The following is a 22,601-nucleotide window of genomic DNA, read 5'->3' as shown; positions in this document are numbered from 1 at the left end:
CGGCGCCGGTCAGCCGCCGACGACGGCGTGGATACGCCCGCGCGGGTACGGTAGGTCGATTCCGTGTTCGTAGTAGGCCCGCAGGATCTCCGCGCGCAGCTTGCGCTGCACCGACCACTGGGCGTTGGGCCGGGTCTTCACGGTCATCCGCAGGGTGAGCAGATCCGGTGACAGCTCCTGCACCCCGAGCATCTCCGGCTCGCCGAGCACCTTTTCCGCCAGGGGCGCCTTCGCGATGGCCGCCTTGGTGGCCGTGAGGGCGACCTCCTCGGCCTTGTCGACGTCGGCGGTCAACGCGACAGGCAACTCGATGCGGGCCACGGCGTACTCCTGGCTCATGTTGCCCACCCGCTGGATCTCGCCGTTACGCACGTACCACAGCGTCCCGTCGATGTCGCGCAGGGTGGTGATGCGCAATCCCACGCTCTGCACCTCGCCGATCACCTCGCCGAGGTCCACGATGTCGCCCACCCCGTATTGATCCTCGAGCAGCATGAACACGCCGGTCACGAAATCGCGCACGAGGTTCTGGGCGCCGAAGCCGACGGCCAGGCCCACCACGCCGGCCGATGCGATGAACGGGGCGATGTTGACCCCGACGACGCTGAGGACCGCCAGGATCACCCAGCTGAGCAGCACGATCGACACGATCGACTTGAGCACCGACCCGATGGTCTGCGCACGCTGAAGCCGTCGCTCGGCGGCCTGCGGACCGCTGGCCGTCTTCGGCACGCGATCGCGAAGATGCCGGATGAGCGGCGGCTTCGTCTGCGGCTGCGGCGCCTCGTCGCGCTTCTTGCGGCGCTTGCCGGTGGCCCGGTCGATCATTCGGTGCAGGAGGTACCGCACGACCAGTGCAACCACCAGATACAAGGCGATTCGCACCGGAACCTCGATGAGCCAATGCCGGTTTGTGTCCGTCCATTCGAAAGCGAGGGCGTAAACGTCCATGGGCCCGACCGTACGGATCATCTCCGCCTGAGCACAGTCGGCGCTGCGGACCGCCTCAGACGGGCAGGCCGTCGGCGACCCGCGGTATCCGGTCGGGCTCGGCGCCGTCCAGCACCATCGATGCGACCCGATTGCGGTGCTGCTCGGCGCTGCCCAGCAGCGCGGCGTCGGTGGTGGCGCGCTTGTAATACAGGTGCGCCTGGTGCTCCCAGGTGAACCCGATGCCGCCGTGCACCTGGATGGTGCCGGCGGCGACGTGCGTCAGTGCCGCCGAACACACCGCCTGCGCGATGCTGGTTGCAAGCGCCGGGTCGTCGGACCCATCGGTCAACGCCCAAACCGCGTGATAGGCAGCCGATCTCGCATGCTCGACATCGACAAGCAGGTTGGCAAGGCGGTGCTTGACCGCCTGGAACGACCCGATCGGCCTGCCGAACTGCAGCCGCGACTTCGCGTACTCGACCGACAGGTCGAGCAGGTGCTGGGCGGCGCCGACCTGCTCGACGGCCAGCAGCGCCGCACCGACCTGCAGCGCGTGGTGCAGCACCCGCTCGGTCTCGTCGGGCCCGGCGATTCTTTGCGCGGGCGCGTCGGTGAGCGTGACGTTGGTTGCGGACCGGGTCAGGTCCAGGGTCGCCAACGGGGTGCGCTGCACTCCGGTCGCGGAGGTGTCGACCGTGTACAAGCCCACCCCGTCGGCGCCGTTCGCGGCGACCAGCAGGACATCGGCGATGCCCGCGTCGATCACCTGAGTCACCGTGCCCGACAACGCATCTCCGGATGCGCTCACCGTCACCGCCGCCGGGTCGAAGACGCCGGCCCGATCCGCGACGGCGAACGCCGCGGTGCGGGTGCCCTCGATCAGGTCGCCCAAGAGCGCGTCGCGCACTGCGCCCGAACCGGCGGCCACCAGCGCCGGGATCGCCAGGTAAACGGTGCCGAACACCGGCCCGCACGCCAGCCGCGCACCGAGCTCTTCGATCGCGACGGCCTGGTCGACCAGCGTGCCGCCGACGCCGCCGTCGGCCTCGGGCACCGAGAGGCCGAGCACGCCGAGCTCGCCGCCCAGCCGCGCCCACGTTTTCGGGTCGAACGGCGGGTCGGACTCCATGAGCTCGCGCACCTTCTCCTCGGAGAAGTGCTCGGCGCTGAATTTCCTTACCGCGTCGCGTAACTGGTTCTGTTCGTCGGTGAACCTGTACTCCGTGCTCGATACGTTCTCAGCCACGGGGGATCTCCTTCCACGGCATCCCGGCATCGGCGCGCAGATCACCGGGCAGGCCGAGGATGCGTTCGCCGAGAATGTTGCGCATCACCTCGGATGTGCCGCCTTCGATGGTGTTGGCGCGGCTGCGCAGATACCGCTGCTGAATCGGACCCTGCCAGTCGTCATCTCCGGTACGGGGGCCCTGCTGATATCCGTGGTACAGAAGCCCTTCGGGCCCAAGGAAATCCATGCACCACTGGTAGATGTCCTGGTTGAGTTCCGCCCCGACCAGCTTGCCGATCGATCCCTCGGGGCCGGGACCGCCGACGGTGGCGGTGGCCCGCGAGCGCTCCGCGGTGAGGCGCTGTGCCTCCGAGCGCAGCCACAGCTGTGTGAGCCGGTCACGCAACACCGGGGTGTGCCGATCGGGGCGTGACGCCCACAGGCCAGTGGCGTCGGAGATGGTGCCCGCGCCGCGCCTGCTGCCGCTGCCGCCCAGGGCGGTGCGCTCGTTCATCAGCGTCGTCATCGCCACGGCCCAGCCGTTGCCGACCTCGCCGAGGCGGTGCTTGTCCGGAATCCGCGCGTCGGAGAAATACACCTCGTTGAACTCGGCCTGACCGGTCATCTGGCGCAGCGGGCGGGTCTCCACCCCTTCGCCGTGCATGTCGATGACGAAATAGGTCAAGCCCTTGTGCTTGGGCACGTCGGGGTTGGTGCGGGCGAGCAGCAACCCCCAGCGCGCGCGGTGGGCGAGGCTGGTCCACACCTTCTGCCCGTTGACGATCCACTCCCCCTCTCCCGAGCCGTCGCGCACCGCGGAGGTGGCCAGCCCGGCCAGGTCGGATCCGGCGCCGGGCTCGGAGAACAGCTGACACCACAGGTCCTCGGTGGTGGCCAGGGGCCGCAGCCACTGCCGCTTCACGTCCTCGGTCTGCGCGTGCTCACGGATCGTCGGAGCCGCCATGCCGTATCCCATAGGGTTGAGCCCCAGCGGCACCGGACCGCCCGCACCCTGAAGGATCCGGTCGGCCACGGCCTGCAACCCGCGGGACACCCCGAGGCCGCCGAGGCCTTCGGGGAAGTGCACCCAGGACAGGCCGGCGTCGTAGCAGGCGCCGAGGAACTCCGGGACGGGCACCTTCTTCGGGTCGGCCTCGGCGACGACTTTGCGCGCCAGCTCGGCGACCCGCTCGGCATCAGCGTCATTGCTCATGCAGCCAGAATAGGAACTCGACAGGTGTCGAGAAACGGCGGGGCCAGCCGACGCGCTCGCCGGGACAGGGTCAGCCGCGGTACTTGGCGACCGCCTCGGCGTACTCGTCGAGCAGCCGCAGCGATGCGTCCAGCGGCTTCGTCGGCAGCAGCAGGTTGGCCTGCCGGTATCCCAGCGACTCCATGGCCTGCCAGTAGTCAGGATCGATCGGGGTGCCGAACGTCGTCAGCGGCACCTCGCGGCCGGCGCCCGCGCGCAGCTGCTCGACACGCTTCGTCAGCCGCTCCACCGGAAGCGGGTTGGAGATCCACCCGGCCTGGTGGCGGATCACGCGTTTGACGGTGGCGTCGGAGTCGCCGCCGATCAGGATGGGCGGATGCGGTTTCTGCACGGGCTTCGGCCGCAGGTAGGAGGCGTCGAAGTCGACGTAGCGACCGTGATACTCGGCGGGCTCGGTGGTCCACAGCGCCTTGATGGCCTCGATGCGCTCGTCGAGCAGCGCGCCGCGGGTCTTCGGGTCGGTGCCGTGGTGGCGCATCTCCTCGAGGTTCCATCCCGCGCCGACCCCGAACACGAACCGGCCGCCCGAGATCAGGTCGATGCTCGCGGCCTCCTTGGCGGTGATGATCGGATCGCGCTGGATGAGCAGCGCGATGCCGGTGATCAGCTCGATGTCGGAGGTGACGGCCGCTGCGGCGGCCAGCGTGACGAACGGATCGAGGGTGCGGTAATAGACGCTGGGCAGCTCGCCACCGCCGGGATAGGGCGACTCGCGGTTCGCCGGGATGTGGGTGTGCTCGGCGACCGCCAGCGCGGTGAAGCCGCGCTCTTCGATCACGCGGGCCAGCGATACCGGGTCGATGGTGTCGTCGTTGACGAAGGTCGAGATCCCGAATTCCATGGGCTCACCTAACTGCCGTCATCAGGCGCGGTAACGCGCCTCGTTTCGAGGCTATTCCTTCAGGCCAGCGGCATGCCGTTCTTGGCAAACACGCACCGGCTCTTAAACCCACTGGTGGACGCCCGCGGTGTGCAGGGCATGCTCTGTGGTGAACGCAGCGGGCCAGGAGAGGCGGTTGGCGATGACGATCAGTGTGGCCGAGCGCGCGCAACTTCGCGCCGCGGTCGGCGAGTTGCTGCGCGAGAAGTGCACGGAGGCCGACGTGCGACGCGTGATGGCCTCCGAGGAGGGCTTCGACCGCGAGCTGTGGAGCCGGCTCGCTGAGCAGGGTCTGCTCGGGATGCTTGTCGACGACGCGCACGGCGGGCTGGGTTTCGGCGCTCAGGAGCTGGAGGCGGTCGCCGAGGAGACCGGCGCCGCGTTGCTACCCGCGCCGTTCATCTCCAGCGCGGTGCTGGCCGTCGCGCTCGTGCAGGCCGCCGGCTCCGACGACGACAAACAGCGGTTGCTGCCCGGGCTCGCCGACGGCACGTCGATCGGCACGGTCGCGGTCACCGGCCCGTCCGGGTCGTGGACCGCCGACGGGGTCGACGTGCGGGCCGGTGCCGACTGCGCGTTGACCGGCACCGCGCACTATGTCACGTGGGGCCAGGTGGCCGACGTCGTGCTCGTCGCCGCCCGCAGCGACGACGGCGTCGGCGTCTTCGAGGTCGCGCCCGATGCCGAGGGGTTCGACCGCACGGCCGCAACGGTTTTCGACCCGACCGTGCGGCTGTCGACGTTCACGTTCGCCGACACGCCTGCCCGTCGGCTCGGCACCGCCGGCTGGGACGCCGTGCAGCAGGCGCTGGACCACGCCGTGATCGCGGCCGCCGGTGAGCAGGTGGGCGGTGCCCGCGCGATCTTCGACATGACCGTCGAATACCTCAAGACCCGCGTGCAGTTCGGCCGGGCGATCGGCAGCTTCCAGGCGCTCAAACACATGGCCGCCGACCTTCTCATCGAGGTCGAGAACGCGACGTCGGCCGCCCAGCACGCCGCCGCGGAGATGGCCGCAGGCAGTGAAACCGTCGACGGGGCAATCGCGTTGGCGGGTTTCACCTGCGCGGAAGCCTACGAGACCGTCGCGATGAACGCGATCCAGATGCACGGCGGTATCGCCTTCACCTGGGAGCATCCCGCCCACCTGTACCTGCGGCGTGCGCGCACCGGACTGCAGTTGTTCGGCGACTCGCGCCTGCACCGCGAACGCTACCTCGTCTCGAAAGGCGCCTGACATGTCGACGTCTCTGCCCAGCCCCGACGAACTGCGCGCCGAAGTCCGAGAGTGGTTGCGCGACAACTGGTCTCCGCTGCCGAAGTCCGACGACCCATGGGTGTCGTCACCGGAGCGGATCGCCTGGTTGGAGAAGGTGCTCGACGCCGGCTACGCGGTGCCCACCTATCCCCCGGAGTGGTTCGGCCGCGGCTATCCGAGCGACCTGGCGGCCGTCATCGGCCAGGAGTTCTCGGCGATCAAGGCGCCGGGCTCGCGCCAGGACAAGTACAACATCCCGGCCAACACCGCATTGAAACTCGGCACCGAGAAGCTCAAGGCCGACCTGCTGCGTGACTTCCTGGTCGAACGCTCCCGCACCTGCCTGCTTTACAGCGAGCCAGGTGCGGGCTCGGATCTGGCCAGCGTGCGCACCACCGCGGTGAAAGACGGAGATCAGTGGATCGTCAACGGGCAGAAGGTGTGGACGTCGGGCGCGATGAGCGCCGACTACGCGCTGCTGCTGGCCCGCACCGACTGGGATGTGCCCAAGCACCAGGGGCTCAGCCTGTTCATCATGCCGATGAAACAGCCCGGCATCGAGGTGCGTCCGCTGGTGCAGATCACCGGGGAGTCCCACTTCAACGAGGTGTTCATCACCGACGCCCGGGTGTCCGACGACTACCTGCTGGGCGGTGCGGGCAACGGCTGGCGGGCGCTGCAGACCGCGCTGGCCTACGAGCGCTCGATCATGGGTGACAGCGCTCGCGGTTCCCGAAGCCGCAAGGCCGACAGCCTGATCGAGCTCGCCCGCGAACACGGCGTGCTCGACGACCCCGCGGTGCGGTACCCCTTGGCCAAGGTGCTGGCGCTGCGGGAGTTGAACAAGCTCAACAACGCCCGCGCGAAAGCCGCCACGACACAAGGGACGTCGAGCTCCATCATGTCGCTCGGCAAGCTCGCGATGTCGAAGATCCTGCACACCGAGGCGGCGATGAAGACACGGATCATCGGCGCACAGGCGCTGCTGGCCGGCCCCGAGAATCCGGTGGCCGATGACGTCAACTTCCTGACGCTCAACGCGTTCTTCACCTCGATCGGCGGTGGCACCGACCAGATTCAGCGCAACATCATCGGCGAACGGGTCCTCGGCCTGCCCAAGGAACCCGAGACCGACCGCGACATCCCGTTCCGACAGGCCCGTCGGAGCTGACCGCATGCCCCGTTCGGCGCCATGACCGACAGCGCACCCCTGCTGGACGACCCGGACGATCTGTCGGCGCTGCGCGCGAAGGGCGCCGACCCTGACGAGCTGTTCGCGTCCTTCGCGGCATGGGCCGAGACCAACGGCACCTCGCTGTATCCGGCGCAGGAGGAGGCGCTGATCGAGTTGGTCAGCGGCGCCAACGTCATCCTCGCGACACCAACCGGTTCCGGTAAGTCGTTGGTGGCCACCGGCGCGCTGTACGCGGCGCTGGCGGGCGGACGGCGCAGCTACTACACGGCGCCGATCAAGGCGCTGGTCAGTGAGAAGTTCTTCGCGCTGTGCGAGGTGTTCGGTGCGGTCAACGTCGGCATGCTGACCGGCGACGCGGCGGTCAACGCCGACGCGCCGATCATCACGTGCACCGCGGAGGTGCTCGCCAACATCGCACTGCGCGAGGGCGGCGGACGCGGACTCGGAAAAGCGCCGAGTCTGGTGGTGATGGACGAGTTCCACTTCTACGGCGATCCCGACCGCGGCTGGGCGTGGCAGGTGCCGCTGCTGGAGTTGCCGCATGCCCAGTTCCTGCTGATGTCGGCGACGCTGGGCGACGTCACGTTCCTGCGCGACGACCTCACCCGCCGCACCGGGCGACCCACCGCGCTGGTCGCCAACGCCGAACGCCCAGTGCCGCTGTACTTCTCCTATGCCACCACGCCGATGCACGAGACGATCGGCGACCTGCTCGACACCAAACAGGCCCCGATCTACGTCGTGCACTTCACCCAGGCGTCGGCACTGGAGCGCGCGCAGGCGTTGATGAGCGTCAACGTCAGCACGAAGGCGGAGAAGGCCGAGATCCGGGAGATGATCGGCGCGTTTCAGTTCTCCACCGCGTTCGGGTCGACGTTGTCACGGCTGGTGCGACACGGCATCGGGGTGCATCACGCCGGGATGCTGCCCAAGTACCGGCGGCTGGTCGAACAGCTGGCTCAGGCCGGGCTGCTCAAGGTCATCTGCGGCACCGACACGCTCGGCGTCGGAATCAACGTGCCGATCCGCACCGTGGTGTTCTCGGCGCTGTCAAAGTACGACGGTGTGCGCACCCGGCTGCTCAGCGCCCGGGAGTTTCACCAGATCGCGGGCCGCGCCGGCCGGGCCGGCTATGACACCGCGGGCACCGTCGTCGTGCAGGCCCCCGACCACGAGGTGGAGAACCTCAAACAGTTCGCCAAGGTCGCCGACGATCCGAAGAAGCGCCGAAAGCTGGTGCGCCGCAAAGTACCCGAGGGCATGGTGCCGTGGGGCGAGTCGACCATGAAGCGGCTGATCGAGGCCGCCCCCGAACCGCTGACCAGCAACATGCGGGTGTCGACGGCGATGATCCTCGACGTCGTGGCCCGACCCGGGGCGAGCGGAGCGACGGGAAACGGTTCAAGTGACCCGTTCGAGGCGATGCGGCGGCTGCTCACCGACAACCATGAGCCGCGCAAACGGCAGCTTCAGCACATCCGCGAAGCCGTCGGGATCGCGCGGTCGCTGCTGCAGGCCGGGGTGATCGAGCGGCTCGACCCGCCCGGCCCCGACGGGCGCCGCTACCGGCTGACCGTCGACCTGCCACCGAACTTCGCGTTGTATCAACCGCTGTCGACGTTCGCGCTGGCCGCGGTCGACGTGCTCGACCCGGCATCGGACACCTTCGCGCTGGACGTGGTCTCGGTGATCGAGGCGACCCTGGAGGACCCGCGCCAGATCCTGGCGGCGCAACTGAACAAGGCCCGCGGCGAGGCGGTGGCCGCGATGAAGGCCGAGGGCATCGAGTACGACGAACGCATCGAACTGCTCGACGACGTCACCTACCCCAAGCCGCTCGAGGAGTTGCTCGAGCACACCTTCGAGGTGTACCTACAGAGCAACCCGTGGGCCGCCGACGCGCAGCTGTCACCGAAGTCCGTGGTGCGCGAAATGTGGGAGCGCGCAATGACGTTCCGCGAGTACATCAGCGAATACGGACTGACCCGCGCGGAGGGCGCGGTGCTGCGCTACCTGTCCGACGCGTACAAGGCGCTGCGCTCCGGGGTGCCCGCTGCGGCCAGGACCGAGGAGCTCACCGACATCGTCGAATGGCTCGGCGAGCTTGTCCGCCAGGTTGATTCGAGCCTGCTCGACGAGTGGGAACAGCTGACCAGCCCGGACCGGCCACACGGCGCGCCGGTGGCGGTGCCCGCCCGCCCGCGCCCGGTGACCGGCAACGAGCGCGCGTTCACCGCGATGGTGCGCAACGCGCTGTTCCGACGGGTGGAGCTGTTCGCCCGGCGGCGCTGGGACGAACTCGGCGCCCTCGACGCCCAGTCGGGCTGGACCGCGCAGCGCTGGGCGGAGGTCGGCGCACAGTATTTCGACGAGCACGACGACGTCGGCACCGGCGCCGACGCCCGCGGTCCTGCGCTGTTGATCATCGACCGCGCGCCCGACGTGTGGCGGGTGCGGCAGATCTTCGATGATCCGGCGGGCGACCACGACTGGGGTTTCACCGTCGAGGTGGATCTGGCGGCCTCCGACGAGGCGGGCGCCGCGGTGGTGCGGGTCGTCGACGCGGGTCAGTACGACTAAGCCAGTGCGAGGAAGAGCTTCTCCAGCTCCGCCTCGGTCATGGGGTTTTCGTTCCCCTCGTTGTCACCGGTGATGCATTCCCGCAATCCGGTTGCGACGATCTTGAAACCGGCGCGGTCGAGCGCCCGCGACACCGCCGCGAGTTGCGTCACGACGTCCTTGCACTCGCGGCCCTCCTCGATCATCGCGATGACCCCGGCGAGTTGGCCTTGCGCGCGCCGCAACCGGTTGAGCACGGCGGCGATGGATTCCTGGTCACCGACCACGTGGATGTCCTTTCACTAGAGGTCCCATTCGGCTCAGCCGTGCGGGGCCGACGCTGTCTTGCGCGCGGCGATCTTGGCCCGAACCTCCGCCATGTCGAGCGCCTTCACCCGGGTGATCAGGTCCTCGAGCGCCGCGGGATGCATCGCGCCCGGCTGGCTGTACACCAGGACGCCGTCGCGGAAGGTCATGACCGTCGGTATCGAGCGAATCTCCAACGTGGCGGCCAGATCTCGCTCGGCTTGCGTGTCGACCTTGGCGTGCACGACGTCCGGGTGCGCTGCCGAGGAGCGCTCGAAGATCGGGGCGAAGGCACGGCACGGGCCGCACCACGATGCCCAGAAGTCCACGAGCACTATCGGATTGTCGACGATGGTGGACTCGAAGTTGTCGTAGGTCAGGTTTCTGGTGGCCATGATCGTTTTCTCCTTGATTTCATGTGACCAACCGCTACGCAAGGCCCTTGAGCATCAGGTTCCAGTACATGAACGGAAGCCCGTATTTCTTGAGGTACCAGTAGCTGCGGTGCGGTTTGGTCGGGTCGAGCAACGGAAATGACGGCGTGATGTTCAGGTCATAGTCGAACTCCGCGAGCAGCATCGCGTGCGAGGACGTGACGATCGGACACGACGCGTACCCGTTGTAGGAGGCCGGCAGCGGCCGGCCCGCCAGAAACGCCTCGACGTTGGCGACGACGACCGGGGCCTGCTTGCGGATCGCGGCACCGGTCTTGGAGTTCGGTGAGGATCCAGCGTCTCCGAGGCTGAACACGTTGGGGTAGCGCACGTGCTGCATGGTGTGCTTATCGATCTCGACGTAACCGCCCGTGTCACCGGTTGACAGCGGGCCGGACTTGATCCAGTCCGGTGCCGACTGGTGTGGTACGGCGTGCAACACGTCGTAGGACAGCATGGTGTCGGATCCCCCACCGCCGGTCGCTGTCACGCCCACTTTGTGGGCGTCGGCGTCGACGGAGGTCACCTCGGCGTTGGTGTGCACCGTGATGCCGTAGTCCGCCGCGATCGCGTCGAGACTGTCGGCGATCGCCGGGATTCCGAACAACCGCGGTGTCGGCACCACCAGATGTACGTCGATGTCAGACAGCACGCCCTGTGACCGCCAGTAGTCGCTGGCCAGGTAGGCGATCTTCTGCGGCGCCCCGGCACACTTGATCGGTCCCGAGGGCATCGTGAACACCGCTGTACCCGAACGCAGATTCTTGATGAAATCCCATGTCCGCGGGGCGAGGTCGAAACGGTAGTTCGACGACACCCCGCCGGAGCCGAGCGCGTCCGCCAACCCCTCGACACGGTCCCAGTCCAGCTGGATGCCCGGGCTGACCACCAACACGTCGTACTCGTATACGGCACCGTCGACGCAGGTGACCGTGTTGTTGTCGGGATCGACTGCCGCCGCCGCGTTCCTGATCCAGGTCGCGCCCCTGGGCATCACCGACGCCTCGGGCCGTGCCGTCGTCGACGCCTTGGCGTGCCCGCCGCCGACCAGGGTCCACAGCGGTTGGTAGTAGTGCGTGTCCGACGGTTCGATGACGGCGACGTCGGAGTGGCCACGCCGAAGAAGGCGGGCTGCCACCGAGATTCCGGCGGTGCCGCCGCCGACGATCACGATTCGGTGCTTCGCGGTAACCATGGGCGTTCTGTTCCCTTCTGATTCGTCGGCTCAGGCGTTCTGCCGGGCTTCTTCCCAGGCGCCGAAGCCACCCAGGATGTCGCTGACATCAGCGAACCCGCGTTGCCGCAACAGGCTTGCCGCCACCGACGACCGGTAGCCGCCCGCGCAGTAAACGACGGTCGGTTTGGCGGGATCGAGCTCGCCGAGACGGCTCGTCAGCTGAGCCACCGGGATCTCGACCGCATTCGGGATCGTCCCCGCGGCGGTCTCACCCGGGTTGCGCACGTCGACGATCTGCAGGTCGGCCAGTTCCATGGCACGCTGGTCGAACGCCTTGGCCGTCAGCCGCGAGGCCACCTGCACGTCGTCACGGTGTGCGAACATCGCCTCGTACGGACGCTCGAGGTAGCCGATCACCCGGTCGAAGCCGATGCGCGCCAGCCGGGTCTTTGCCTCCAGTTCCTGTCCGGGTTCGGTGAACAACACGATGTCGACGTCGGTGGGCACCACCGATCCGGCGTACTCGGCGTAGCGGCCGTCGAGCCCGATGTTGATCGCCCCGCGCAGGTGCCCCAAGGCGAACTCCTCCGGTCCACGCCCGTCGACCAGGATCGCGCCGGCGTTCATCGCGTCGCGCACCTGCACATAGGTCATCGCCATCGGCATCTTGGTCTCGTCCAGCAGTTCACGGTCTTTGCGGTTGAGGATCGCGTCGTAGACGAAGTAGCCCGGTGCAGGCGGTTGCCCTTCGGTGACCAACGCCATGAAGGTCTCCTTGTCGGGTGCGCGCAGGGCGTAGTTCGTCTCCTTCTGCTCGCCGATGGTCGACCACAGATCGGTCGACAGGTTCTTGCCACAGGCCGAACCCGCGCCGTGGGCCGGATACACCCGGGTGGCGTCGGGCAGGGTCATCAGCTTGGTGTGCAGCGAGTCGTAGAGCTTGTCGGCCAGCTCTTCGCGGGTGAACCCGATCGAGGCCAACAGGTCCGGGCGGCCCACGTCACCGATGAACAGCGCGTCGCCGGTGAGCACCCCGTAGGGCACCTCGTCGTCGGGCTGTTCGTAGACGACGATGCTCAGCGACTCGGGGGTATGGCCGGGGGTGTGCAGGAACTCCAGCGTCACCTCGCCCAGCGAGTAGCGCTCCCCGTCGGCCACGCCCATCGACTCGAACTCGGTCTCGGCGACCGAAGAGTACACGATCTTGGCGCCGGTGGCCTCGGCCAGCTCCAAGTGGCCGGACAGGAAGTCGGCGTGGAAGTGCGTTTCGATGACGAGCTCGATGGTCAAACCGAGCTCCTCGGCATCGGAGAGGTACTCGGAAACATCCCGTTGCGGATCGACAACCACTGCGCGCCCGGTGGTTTCGTCGGCAATCAGGTACGACGCGTGGGACAGGCAGTCCAGGTAGTACTGGATGAATTTCACGGCGGCGGTCCTTTCTTCGGTTCGGGTCATGCGACGGCACATATACCCCTACGGGTATGTCAAGGGTTCTGCGGGTCGGGATATTCCGTCCTTGCATTTACCCCCGGGGGTATGTGTACGATGGCGACCAATATACCCCATGGGGTATCAAAATCAACACCCTGCTGAACGCGAGAGGACAGCGACATGACCGCACCCGCCACGATCGACTGCGACAACCTCGAATGCCTGCTCAACTCGCCCACCCCGCCGCGGGTGCTCGATGTCCGGACACCGGGCGAGTTTGAGACGGCCCACATCGCCGGCGCTTACAACGTGCCGCTGGATCTGTTGCGCGAACACCGCGACGAGATCGTCCGACACCTCGACCAAGACGTCGTCCTTGTCTGCCGGTCAGGTCAGCGCGCCGCCCAGGCGGAGGAGACACTGCGCAACGCGGGGCTGACCAATGTGCACATCCTCGCCGGCGGGATCACCGCCTGGGAGGCCAAGGGATTCGCGGTGACGCGCGGGGCCGAACGCTGGGATCTCGAACGGCAGGTCCGCCTGGTCGCCGGTGGCCTCGTGTTCGCCAGCGTCTTGGGCAGCACCGCCGTGCCCAAGCTCAAGTGGGTCGCCGCTGCCATCGGCGGCGGCCTGACATTCGCGGCGCTGTCCAACACCTGCGCAATGGGCATGATGCTGTCGAAGCTGCCCTACAACCGCGGGGCCACGTGCGATGCCCAGACGATCGTGGCCCAGCTCGTCGACGCAACCTCCGCAACCGAAGAGCCGGACGGCCGATCATGATCGGGCTCACGATCGGTCTCGCCGTATTCGTCGGTGTCGCACTGGGTTTGCTCGGCGGCGGAGGTTCCATCCTGACCGTGCCACTGTTGGCCTACGTGGCCGGGATGGACGCCAAACAAGCGATCGCGACGTCGCTCTTGGTCGTCGGCGTCACCAGTGCGATCGGCGCGATCTCGCACGCACGGGCCGGGCGGGTGCAATGGCGCACCGGTCTGATCTTCGGCGGCGCGGGTATGGCCGGTGCGTACGCGGGCGGACTGCTGGCCCGGTACATTCCGGGCCCGGTACTGCTCATCGGCTTTGCCCTCATGATGATCGGCACCGCTGTCGCCATGCTGCGCGGGCGCAGGAACGTCGAAACCGCAAGCGACGGCGACTTTTCCCTGCCGATACCGAAGATCGTGACGGAGGGGCTGGTGGTGGGTTTGGTCACCGGTCTGGTCGGGGCCGGGGGCGGCTTCCTCGTGGTGCCCGCCCTCGCGCTGCTCGGCGGCCTGCCGATGCCGGTCGCGGTGGCCACCTCGCTCATCGTGATCGCGATGAAGTCGTTCGCCGGGTTGGGCGGTTATCTGTCCAGCGTTCAAATCGACTGGCCGGTGGCGCTGGCGGTGACGGCCGCGGCGGTGGTGGGCGCCTTGATCGGAGCCCGAGCGACCGCGATGGTCAACCCCGAGTCGCTGAGGCAGGCCTTCGGCTGGTTCGTGCTCGCGATGTCCTCGGTCATCCTGGCCCAGGAGATCCACCTGAGCGTGGGAATCGCGGCCGCGGTGCTCACCGTGATCGCCGCGGGCGCGACGCTGGCCTGTACCCGCCTCGACGTCTGTCCGCTTCGGCGGGTCGCCGGCGCGGTCGCCGCGCGCAGGGCGGTCGTCTGACCGCCACTCAAGACGCCTTGGCGTCCTGCCGTTCCTCCCGGATCCGCTCCTTGCTGCGCAGCACCCGCAGGAGCGTCACGAGCAGCAACCCGCCGACCACATTGCCGACCGCGGTGTAGCCGAACCAGCCGAGCCAGTCGAGGTAGCCGAAAGGCGCTTGCCCCGTGATGAGCGCACCGAAGATCAGCAGCGAGTCGAGGATCGAATGGAACATCTGCAGCCCGGCGAGCAGGAACCCGCCCGCGACGGCCGCGGCGATCTTGCCGAACGTCGAATCGGTGCCGTGCTGCATGCGCGTCATCAACGTGATTGTCATCCCGCCGAGCAGCGCCAGCGCGACCGTCTCGGCCGACAGCGGCGCGGTGGCGAAGTGGGTGCCCGACTCGATCGTCTGCGCGTGCAGCTTCGGGTAGGCCGTCATGATCAGCCACATGATCAACCAGCCCCCGGCGAGGTTCGCGATCAGCGTTCCGCTCCAGAGCTTGAGCAGCTGCCCCACGCTGGCGCGCTTGGCGGCCACCGTGGTGACCGGCACCAGAAACCCCTCGGTGAACAGCTCGGAGCGGCCGAGCAGCAGTGCCAGAAACCCTATCGAGAAGGCCAGCCCGGCGATCAGGTGGTTGTGCGTGACCGCAAGCACCGAGAGATAGGCGAGGACGCCGACCGCCACCTCGGTGCCGCCGAAGAAGCCCGTGACCAGCACTTCTCGCCAGCTGCGGTGCAGGCGCTGGGTGCCCTCCCCGATCATCCGCTGGAAGGCACCCTCCAGCTCGTCCTCGATCGGACTGTCCGACTCACCTAGCTCGCGTTGGCTCGTCTTGCTCACGTGGGTCCTCGGGCTCTCGATGGCAGGGGCACTCGCGAGTACCCACCGCCGCGCCGCTCACGCACTGGTTGCACGTTAGGGTGCTTTGGTCGGTCTTCAGCAACGAACCGACAGAACAGTTGGGCAAATACATGACCGCATCAGCAGAGACGTCGGCGCTCGAGGCGCGGGTCGGCCATTGGTACCGGATGGACGGCACCTACCTGGTCGGCCGCGAGAAGCTGCGTGAGTACGCCCGCGCGGTGCAGGACTATCACCCCGCGCACTGGGACGTCGCCGCCGCCGCCGAGCTCGGCTATCCGGACGTGGTGGCGCCGCTGACGTTCACGTCGGCACCGGGCATGCAGTGCAACCGGCGGATGTTCGAGGAGATCGTCGTCGGATACGACACCTACCTGCAGACCGAGGAGGTCTTCGAGCAGCACCGCCCGATCGTGGCCGGCGACGATCTGGTGATCGACGTGGAGCTCACGTCGGTGCGCCGAACGGCGGGACGTGACTTCATCACCGTGACCAACACGTTCACCGACACCTCGGGCGAGCGGGTGCACACCCTGCACACCACCGTCGTGGGAGTCACCGCCGAGGACGTCGACGCCGGCGTGAAGACCGCGGTGCAGAACGCGATGATGCACGACGTCGACTTCTCCGGGGTCGGCACCCTGGATTCCGAGTACCAGAAGGCGGTGCGCCCCGAGGGCGAGATCCGGATCTCCGACGGCGGCACGACCCGGGTGCCGGGCGTGGCGAACTTCGATGATCTGGCGGTGGGCGACGAGCTGCCGGTACGCCACACCCGGCTGTCCCGCGGCGACCTGGTGAACTACGCCGGTGTGGCCGGTGACGCCAACCCGATCCACTGGGACGAAGGCATCGCCAGGCTGGCCGGGCTGCCCGATGTGATCGCCCACGGCATGCTCACCATGGGGCTGGGCGCCGGGTTCGTCTCGGCATGGTCGGGGGATCCCGGGGCGGTCACCCGCTACGCGGTGCGGTTGTCCGCACCCGCGGTCGTCTCGGCCGCGGAGGGAGCCGACATCGAGTTCAGCGGCCGGATCAAGTCGCTGGATTCGGCGACGCGTTCGGGGGTTGTCGTGGTCGCGGCGAAATCCGGCGGCAAGAAGATCTTCGGCCTGGCGACCATGAACATCCGGTTCCGCTGAGCGCTGTCACCTGGTCAGCACAAGTCCAGCAAGGCGCTGGTCACGATCTTCAACGCCGCGTCCGTCGACACCCTGAGGTCGTCTCGCACCATGACGACCGCATCGGGGGCGAGCACCCCGCCGCGCGTGGCTGAGCACACCCGCTGGCCTTCCGAAAGCAGCTGATCGTCGCTCAGAAAGGTGTACCGATCCCGTAGGCCGTTGAGGAATTCGTCCTCGGTGGCTGAGGCAGGAGGCGCAAGGAGAACCGTGAGCGCTGCTGTCGCAACTCCCAGACTCAACGCAAACGTCCGAGCCGCCATCCCAGAACCGGATGGTAGGCGCGCGGGCCCCGGCTCGCGGCGCTTTCAGCAAACCAGCCAGATCGTCAGCCCGGGGCAGCGCGTACCCCTGGGGGTAGCCTGCGGGTATGGCTGGTTGGGTAGCACGACCGCTTGCCGCGTTCCTGCTGGCAATGAGCGTCATCGTGTCGAGTGCGTGCGCCCAGAAGGAGACCGCGTCCACGGCGAGCGCCGCACGGTTGGTCGACGCCGGCGAGTTCGCCGCGGCCATCGCCGAACCCGCGCGCTTGACCGTAAACGTCCACGTGCCCTTCGAGGGCGACATTCCAGGCACCGACCTGTCGATCCCGTTCGACCAGATCGCCGCGCAGGCCGACCGTCTCCCGGCCGACCGCGACACCCCGCTGGCCATCTACTGCCGCTCCGGGCCGATGAGCACCGTTGCGGCCCAAGAGCTCCGCGAGCTCGGCTACACCGATGTCGTCGAACTTCGCGGCGGCATGCGAGCCTGGCAGGCCGAGGGCCGGCCCATCGTCGGCATCTGACGGTCAGCTGTGCCGCGCGTCCTTGTGCGCGCTGAGCAGGAATCCCGGCATCATCAGCAGGCCGTCGGCGCTGCGCTCGGCGTTCCTCGGCAGCCAGCGCGGTCGAAAGTGCCTGGTAGTGCGAGATGTCGCCCTCGGCCCCGAGGTCCTTACGTTTGACGAACGCCAGCCAGAACGCCAGCCGGAACCGGCGCGCCTGGATCCCGCGCAGCAGCACCGTCAGGTACAGACCGGTCAGCAGGAGTAATGGGATCAGCAGCCATGGTCCCCAGATGAAGCTGCTGGCATCGCGAGAATCTTGTCGAGAGTCGTCATCGCACCGCCGCAATCGCATCGGATATCGGACTGGTGAAACGGTAGTGCACCACGGCCCGGACGCTACCGGTGATTCGCGGTGGTGGATGCGGGTACCCCTGCATGAATACCTGTCATTGAAGGGGATCCATGACTTCGCCAGATCCGAAAGAGACCGAACTACAGCAGGATTCGCCGTCTACCGCCGTCCGGCCGGCTCCAGTGGGTATCCGTCACCCATGAGTGACAGTCCCGACGGTGCCGTCGTCGTCTTCGCCCCGCTGCCGATGCTCACCGTGACGGTCGAGGACCGTTCCGGGGAGTCTGATATCCACGTCCACGCCGGTGGCCAGGGGGTGTGGCAGTCACGCATGATGTCCTCGCTCGGGGTGCCGGTGGTGCTGTGCGCCGCGCTCGGCGGGGAGACGGGCGACGTCCTCGGCCACCTGCTGCCCGCGCGCGACGTCACTGTGCGGACCGTGCCCGTCAGCGCGCGCAACGGTGCATACGTGCACGATCGGCGCAGCGGCAGCAGGGAAGTCGTCGCCGAGACCGCAGGCACCCCGCTGGATCGCCACGAACTCGACTCGCTCTACGAGCTCACGCTGACCGAGGGCCTGACGCACGGCCGGGTGCTGCTGTCCGGGCCGCAGGGCGACCAGGTGGTGCCCGCCGACCTCTACCGGCGGCTGGCCAGCGACCTCGGCGCCAACGGATGCAAGGTGGCCGCCGACCTCGCCGGTGAGCGGCTGGAGGCGGTGCTGGCCGGCGAACCGGATTTCATCAAGGTGAGCCACGAGGAGTTGCTCGCCGACGGGCGGTCAAAGTCCGATGACGCCGAGGACCTGGTGAAGGCCATGCGCGCCATGCGCGACGAGGGTGCATGCACGATCGTGGTGTCGCGGGCTGGCGCGGCGCCGGCCCTGGCCTTGGTCGAGGAAGACGTCGTCGAGGTCTGTATGCCGACGCTGGAGCCCGCCGAATCCGCAGGCGCCGGTGACTCCATGACGGCGGGTATCGTCGCCGCGCTGGCGAGCGGTCGCTCGCTGCGCGAGGCATTGCAGGTCGGCGCGGCCTGCGGGGCGCTGAACGTCGTGCGGCACGGGTTGGGCACCGGCGGTGCGAGGGCGGTGGAGACGCTGGCCGAACGGGTGGCTCTGCGGCCGTGGGGATAGGGCACGACGAATGCCGCGCGCACTGGTGACCAACGACGACGGGATCGACTCGCCCGGCCTGCACGCGCTGGTGAAGGCGGCGCGGACAGCGGGGCTGGACGTCGTCGTGGCGGCCCCGGTCGAGCAGGCCAGTGGCGCGAGTGCGGCGCTGAGCGCGGTGCGCCGCGACGGCCGCACCCTCGTCGAACGCCGAGAGTTGCTCGACCTGAACGGCGTCGAGGCGTGGGCGGTGCACGCCCAGCCCGGACACATCGTCGCCGCCGCGCTCAACGGCTGGTTCGATCCGCGACCGGAGCTCGTGTTGTCCGGGATCAACCACGGCGCCAACGTCGGACGGGCGATCCTGCACTCGGGGACGGTCGGCGCGGCGCTCACCGCGAAGATCAGCGACACCCGCGCGCTGGCGGTGTCGCTGGACGTCGCGCTGCGGCCCACCGGCGAGCGGCACTGGAACACGGCAGCCGGGCTGCTGACGCCGGTGCTGGAGCTGCTGCTCGCCGCCCCCGACGGCACCGTCCTCTCCCTCAACGTGCCGGACCGGCCCGCCACCGAGGTAGGCCCGCTCCGGCATGCGCGGCTGGCCCGCGGCGGAGCCGTGCAGACCCGCGTCGAGGAGGTCCGCGACGGCAACGTGCGCCTGAGCGAGGTCGAGGTCACCGACCGGCCGGAGGCCGACACCGACAGCGCCCTGCTCGATGCCGGGCACCCGACGCTGACGGAGTTGCGGTCGGTCGAGGCGGACGACGGCCATCTCGTGCGGGAATGGCTGACGTCGCGCGGGGGCTGAGATGCGATGACGACTCCGGAAGAGATCCAACGTCTCTTGTCGCTGCCGCAGAAATTTTAATGGGCAGTAAACCTGCGAATGCCGGTCGTAAGACCACGCCGCACGAAATGGACAGGCGTTGGCGTGCCCGACCTTCTGCGCGCACTAGCATCTGACTATGGCCCGTGGCAGCCGCAGCGCTCAGATCCCCGACGAAGCAGACTCGAAGTCCCAGCGCACCCGCGCACGCATTCTCGACGCCGCCGCACATGTCCTGAGCGTCAAGGGCTATGCCGGGACCAGGTTGTCTGACGTCGCGGACTATGCGGGGTTGCAGGCCCCCGCGATCTACTACTACTTCCCGTCCCGCGAGGACCTGATCGACGAGGTCATGTTCGCGGGCATCGCCGATATGCGTCGCCATCTTCAGGAGGCGCTCGACGAGCTGCCCGACGGGACCGAGCCCATCGACAAGATCCTGGCGGCGGTGGACGCACATCTTCGCCACGAACTCGAGCTGTCCGATTACGCCACGGCCTCAATCCGCAACTCCGGTCAGATCCCCGAACGCCTGCGCACCCGCCAGCAGAAGGAAACCAACGCCTACAACGCCTTGTGGTTGCGGTTGTTCAGTGAGGCCGCCGACGCAGGGCAGCTCAGGTCCGACCTCGAGATCCGTGTCGCGCTCGGGCTGGTTCTCGGCGCGCTCAACTGGACCGCGGAGTGGTGGAATCCCCGACGCACCTCGGTCGACACCGTGGTCGCCAACGCCCAAAGCTTTGTGCGCGCAGGCCTGAGTCCGGCCAGCGCACCGGCTCGCCGTAGGCGCGGCAGCGGTTCACGACGCTGACGGCCCCCGCCGTAGCTCGTAGTTTTGATTCTATGTTAAATTAATCGAGTGAACGAAGCTTATATCGTCGACGCTGTCCGCACCCCCGTCGGCAAGCGCGGCGGGGGGCTGTCCGGCGCACATCCTGCCGATATGGCCGCGCACGTCATTCGAACGGTGGTGGGCCGCCACGCCATCGATCCCGCCGCCATCGACGACGTCATTCTCGGATGTCTGGACAACATCGGCTCTCAGGCAGGCGACATCGCGCGTACCGCGGCGTTGGCCGCGGGGCTACCCGAATCGGTTCCTGGTGTCACCATCGATCGCCAATGCGGATCAGCCCAGCAGGCAGTGCATTTCGCCGCCCAGGGCGTGATGAGCGGCACCGCCGATCTGATCGTTGCCGGCGGCGTGCAGAAGATGAGCCAGTACCCGATCCTCTCGGCGTTCGGGGCCGGGGAGCCGTTCGGCGCGAGCGATCCGTGGACCGGGTGTGAAGGTTGGCAGACCCGGTACGGGGACCAGGAGATCTCCCAGTTCCGAGGTGCGGAAATGATTGCTGCACAATGGAAGCTGTCACGCGAAGACAACGAACGTTTCGCGCTGGAGAGTCACCGGCGGGCGGTGTCGGCCATCGCGGACGGTCGCTTCGAGCGGGAGATCACCCCATTCGCAGACGCGACTGTCGATGAGGGCCCCCGCGCCGACACCTCCTTGGAGAAGATGGCGTCGCTGCCGACCCTCATCGACGGCGGAGTTCTCACCGCAGCGGTCGCCAGCCAGATCTCGGACGGCGCAGCGGCATTACTGATCGCCTCTGCCGGGGCTGTGAAACGCTTCAACCTCACTCCCCGCGCCCGGATCCATCACATGTCGGTCCGCGGTGCGGATCCCGTGATGATGCTGACCGCCCCGATCCCCGCCACCCAGCACGCACTCAAGCGTGCCGGCATGTCCATCGACGACGCCGACGTCATCGAGATCAACGAGGCGTTCGCGCCGGTGGTCCTGGCCTGGCTCGCCGAGCTCGGTGCCGACCCCGCCAAGGTCAATCCCAACGGCGGCGCCATTGCGCTAGGCCATCCGATCGGCTGCACCGGCGCCCGGCTGATGACCTCGATGCTGCACGAGCTGGAACGCACTGGCGGCCGCTACGGCCTGCAGACCATGTGCGAAGGCGGTGGCCAGGCGAACGTCACCATCATCGAACGGATCTGAAGCGTGCACCGCAGACTCTACGGTCCCGATCACGAGGCCTACCGGGAAACTGTTCGCGAGTTCCTCTCCCGCGAAGTTGTTCCCCATCAGCATGACTGGAACGAAGCGCGGTGGATCGACCGTGCGGTGTTCAGTCGCGCGGCGAAGGCCGGCATCTACGGGCTGCAGATCGGTGAGGAGTACGGCGGATCCGGCGAGCCCGATTACCGCTACCGCATGGTGGTCTGCGAGGAGACCGCCCGGATCCACGCGTACTCCCTCGGGTTGACGGTCAGCCTGCAGGACGACCTGGTCCTGCACTATCTGCTCGATCTGACCAATGAGGAGCAGCGGCGACGCTGGCTGCCCGGCTTCGCGACCGGCGAGATCATCGGCGCACTCGCGATGACCGAGCCCGGAACCGGCAGTGACCTGCGGGGCATCCGCACTACCGCGCGACGGGAAGGGGATTGCTGGATCCTCAACGGGCAGAAGACGTTCATCTCCAGCGGCGTCATGGCCGATCTCGTGGTGGTGGCGGCCCGAACGGGTAACTCCGGCGGCTCACACGACCTGAGTCTGTTTGTGGTGGAACGGGATACCCCCGGCTTCGAGCGGGGCCGCAAACTGGACAAGATCGGGCTACCCGCACAGGACACCGCAGAACTGTACTTCCGCGACGCCGAGGTCCCCGCCGCCAACCTCATCGGCGAGGAGGGCAACGGACTGCAGTACCTGATGAGCCATCTGCCGCGGGAACGGCTCGGGGTGACCGCGATGGCATTCGCCAATACCCGCGCGATCTTCGAGACCACGGTCGAGTACTGCAAGCAGCGCCGTGCCTTCGGTGCGCCGCTGACGGATAAGCAGCACGTACGGTTCGAATTGGCCGAGATGGCAACCGAAATCGACATTGTGCAGTCGTATGTCGACCAATCGGTACTCGCCTTCAACGCGGGTGAACTCACGCCGGTCGATGCTGCCAAGGGCAAGTGGTTCGTCAGTGAGCTGCAGAAGCGGGTGGTCGACCGCTGCCTGCAGCTGCACGGCGGCTACGGCTACATGACCGAGTACCCAGTCGCCCGTGCGTACTTGGACACCCGCCCACAGACGATCTACGGCGGTACGACCGAGATCATGAAGGAAATCATCGGTCGGGACGTGGTCGCCTAATCCCCTACGTCGCG

The 22,601-nt window shown here is 67.8% G+C and carries 22 protein-coding genes and 1 pseudogene; 12 read left to right on the top strand and 11 right to left on the bottom strand.

The annotated features are described in order from the left end of the window. Positions 1–9: 9 nt before the first annotated feature. The 4 genes from MELE44368_RS16620 to MELE44368_RS16605 form a co-directional block, all read right to left on the bottom strand. On the bottom strand, positions 10–951 hold the full coding sequence (locus tag MELE44368_RS16620) for a mechanosensitive ion channel family protein (RefSeq protein ID WP_128109476.1): 942 nt from the start codon (positions 949–951) through the stop codon (positions 10–12). Between the two features lie 55 nt (positions 952–1,006). Next, the gene (locus MELE44368_RS16615; RefSeq protein ID WP_241566660.1) at positions 1,007–2,179 is read right to left on the bottom strand and encodes an acyl-CoA dehydrogenase family protein; all 1,173 of its coding nucleotides are present in this window, start codon (positions 2,177–2,179) and stop codon (positions 1,007–1,009) included. Further along, a complete protein-coding gene (locus MELE44368_RS16610) occupies positions 2,172–3,374 on the bottom strand; it encodes an acyl-CoA dehydrogenase family protein (protein ID WP_128109474.1) in 1,203 nt (400 codons plus the stop codon). Before MELE44368_RS16610 ends, MELE44368_RS16615 begins: the two co-directional genes overlap by 8 nt. Before the next feature lie 70 nt (positions 3,375–3,444). Further along, the gene (locus tag MELE44368_RS16605) at positions 3,445–4,275 is read right to left on the bottom strand and encodes an LLM class F420-dependent oxidoreductase (protein ID WP_128109473.1); all 831 of its coding nucleotides are present in this window, start codon (positions 4,273–4,275) and stop codon (positions 3,445–3,447) included. A 181-nt stretch (positions 4,276–4,456) separates the two neighbouring features. Here MELE44368_RS16605 and MELE44368_RS16600 point away from each other — a divergent pair, with 181 nt between their 5' ends. Genes MELE44368_RS16600 through MELE44368_RS16590 form a run of 3 tightly spaced genes read left to right on the top strand, consistent with a single transcriptional unit; the run spans position 4,457 to position 9,347 of the window. Then, positions 4,457–5,551, top strand: coding sequence for an acyl-CoA dehydrogenase family protein (locus MELE44368_RS16600; protein ID WP_128109472.1), 1,095 nt, complete (start codon positions 4,457–4,459; stop codon positions 5,549–5,551). Position 5,552: 1 nt separating this feature from the next. Then, positions 5,553–6,743 carry an acyl-CoA dehydrogenase family protein gene (locus MELE44368_RS16595; protein WP_128109471.1) on the top strand — a complete coding sequence of 397 codons (1,191 nt, stop codon included), beginning with the start codon at positions 5,553–5,555 and terminating at the stop codon, positions 6,741–6,743. Between the two features lie 21 nt (positions 6,744–6,764). Next, positions 6,765–9,347, top strand: coding sequence for a DEAD/DEAH box helicase (locus MELE44368_RS16590; protein WP_128109470.1), 2,583 nt, complete (start codon positions 6,765–6,767; stop codon positions 9,345–9,347). On the opposite strand, the gene MELE44368_RS16585 is transcribed toward MELE44368_RS16590, so the two are convergent. Genes MELE44368_RS16585 through MELE44368_RS16570 form a run of 4 tightly spaced genes read right to left on the bottom strand, consistent with a single transcriptional unit; the run spans position 9,344 to position 12,671 of the window. Next, a complete protein-coding gene (locus MELE44368_RS16585; RefSeq protein ID WP_046751916.1) occupies positions 9,344–9,613 on the bottom strand; it encodes a metal-sensitive transcriptional regulator in 270 nt (89 codons plus the stop codon). The genes MELE44368_RS16590 and MELE44368_RS16585 overlap by 4 nt on opposite strands. Before the next feature lie 33 nt (positions 9,614–9,646). After that, on the bottom strand, positions 9,647–10,027 hold the full coding sequence (trxA, locus tag MELE44368_RS16580; protein ID WP_128109469.1) for a thioredoxin: 381 nt from the start codon (positions 10,025–10,027) through the stop codon (positions 9,647–9,649). Positions 10,028–10,061: 34 nt separating this feature from the next. Further along, positions 10,062–11,261: an NAD(P)/FAD-dependent oxidoreductase gene (locus MELE44368_RS16575; protein WP_128109468.1), complete on the bottom strand. Its 1,200-nt coding sequence runs from the start codon at positions 11,259–11,261 to the stop codon at positions 10,062–10,064. 30 nt (positions 11,262–11,291) lie between these two features. Next, positions 11,292–12,671 carry an MBL fold metallo-hydrolase gene (locus tag MELE44368_RS16570; protein WP_128109467.1) on the bottom strand — a complete coding sequence of 460 codons (1,380 nt, stop codon included), beginning with the start codon at positions 12,669–12,671 and terminating at the stop codon, positions 11,292–11,294. A gap of 186 nt (positions 12,672–12,857) precedes the next feature. Here MELE44368_RS16570 and MELE44368_RS16565 point away from each other — a divergent pair, with 186 nt between their 5' ends. Continuing rightward, complete coding sequence (locus MELE44368_RS16565) at positions 12,858–13,460, top strand: rhodanese-like domain-containing protein (protein ID WP_128109466.1); 603 nt, start codon at positions 12,858–12,860, stop codon at positions 13,458–13,460. Next, positions 13,457–14,335: a sulfite exporter TauE/SafE family protein gene (locus MELE44368_RS16560; RefSeq protein WP_128109465.1), complete on the top strand. Its 879-nt coding sequence runs from the start codon at positions 13,457–13,459 to the stop codon at positions 14,333–14,335. Before MELE44368_RS16565 ends, MELE44368_RS16560 begins: the two co-directional genes overlap by 4 nt. A gap of 7 nt (positions 14,336–14,342) precedes the next feature. Here the strand turns inward: MELE44368_RS16560 and MELE44368_RS16555 are convergent, their stop codons facing one another. Next, the gene (locus tag MELE44368_RS16555; RefSeq protein WP_128109464.1) at positions 14,343–15,161 is read right to left on the bottom strand and encodes a formate/nitrite transporter family protein; all 819 of its coding nucleotides are present in this window, start codon (positions 15,159–15,161) and stop codon (positions 14,343–14,345) included. Between the two features lie 131 nt (positions 15,162–15,292). Here MELE44368_RS16555 and MELE44368_RS16550 point away from each other — a divergent pair, with 131 nt between their 5' ends. Continuing rightward, complete coding sequence (locus MELE44368_RS16550; protein WP_128109463.1) at positions 15,293–16,324, top strand: fused (3R)-hydroxyacyl-ACP dehydratase subunits HadA/HadB; 1,032 nt, start codon at positions 15,293–15,295, stop codon at positions 16,322–16,324. A gap of 14 nt (positions 16,325–16,338) precedes the next feature. Here the strand turns inward: MELE44368_RS16550 and MELE44368_RS16545 are convergent, their stop codons facing one another. Continuing rightward, complete coding sequence (locus MELE44368_RS16545) at positions 16,339–16,605, bottom strand: DUF732 domain-containing protein (RefSeq protein ID WP_241566659.1); 267 nt, start codon at positions 16,603–16,605, stop codon at positions 16,339–16,341. A gap of 128 nt (positions 16,606–16,733) precedes the next feature. Here MELE44368_RS16545 and MELE44368_RS16540 point away from each other — a divergent pair, with 128 nt between their 5' ends. After that, positions 16,734–17,150 (top strand): rhodanese-like domain-containing protein, encoded by a 417-nt coding sequence (locus MELE44368_RS16540; protein WP_128109461.1) that lies wholly within the window; start codon positions 16,734–16,736, stop codon positions 17,148–17,150. An 88-nt stretch (positions 17,151–17,238) separates the two neighbouring features. On the opposite strand, the pseudogene MELE44368_RS27600 reads toward MELE44368_RS16540, so the two are convergent. Next, positions 17,239–17,484 (bottom strand): annotated as a pseudogene (locus tag MELE44368_RS27600) (sodium:alanine symporter family protein); the annotation flags it as partial. A 199-nt stretch (positions 17,485–17,683) separates the two neighbouring features. Here MELE44368_RS27600 and MELE44368_RS16530 point away from each other — a divergent pair. The 5 genes from MELE44368_RS16530 (at position 17,684) to MELE44368_RS16510 (ending at position 22,587) form a co-directional block, all read left to right on the top strand. Beyond that, positions 17,684–18,619 carry a 1-phosphofructokinase family hexose kinase gene (locus MELE44368_RS16530; RefSeq protein WP_128109460.1) on the top strand — a complete coding sequence of 312 codons (936 nt, stop codon included), beginning with the start codon at positions 17,684–17,686 and terminating at the stop codon, positions 18,617–18,619. A 10-nt stretch (positions 18,620–18,629) separates the two neighbouring features. Beyond that, the gene (surE, locus tag MELE44368_RS16525; protein ID WP_128109459.1) at positions 18,630–19,406 is read left to right on the top strand and encodes a 5'/3'-nucleotidase SurE; all 777 of its coding nucleotides are present in this window, start codon (positions 18,630–18,632) and stop codon (positions 19,404–19,406) included. 157 nt (positions 19,407–19,563) lie between these two features. Further along, on the top strand, positions 19,564–20,235 hold the full coding sequence (locus tag MELE44368_RS16520) for a TetR/AcrR family transcriptional regulator (protein WP_128109458.1): 672 nt from the start codon (positions 19,564–19,566) through the stop codon (positions 20,233–20,235). A gap of 48 nt (positions 20,236–20,283) precedes the next feature. Then, a complete protein-coding gene (locus MELE44368_RS16515) occupies positions 20,284–21,435 on the top strand; it encodes an acetyl-CoA C-acetyltransferase (RefSeq protein ID WP_128109457.1) in 1,152 nt (383 codons plus the stop codon). 3 nt (positions 21,436–21,438) lie between these two features. Continuing rightward, positions 21,439–22,587 carry an acyl-CoA dehydrogenase family protein gene (locus tag MELE44368_RS16510; protein WP_128109456.1) on the top strand — a complete coding sequence of 383 codons (1,149 nt, stop codon included), beginning with the start codon at positions 21,439–21,441 and terminating at the stop codon, positions 22,585–22,587. Positions 22,588–22,601: the final 14 nt, after the last annotated feature.

This window comes from Mycolicibacterium elephantis DSM 44368 (assembly GCF_004014805.1).
GTDB lineage: Bacteria > Actinomycetota > Actinomycetes > Mycobacteriales > Mycobacteriaceae > Mycobacterium > Mycobacterium elephantis.
The sequence above is the reverse complement of the archived record's forward strand: the minus strand, read 5'-3'. Positions and strand labels throughout refer to the sequence as shown.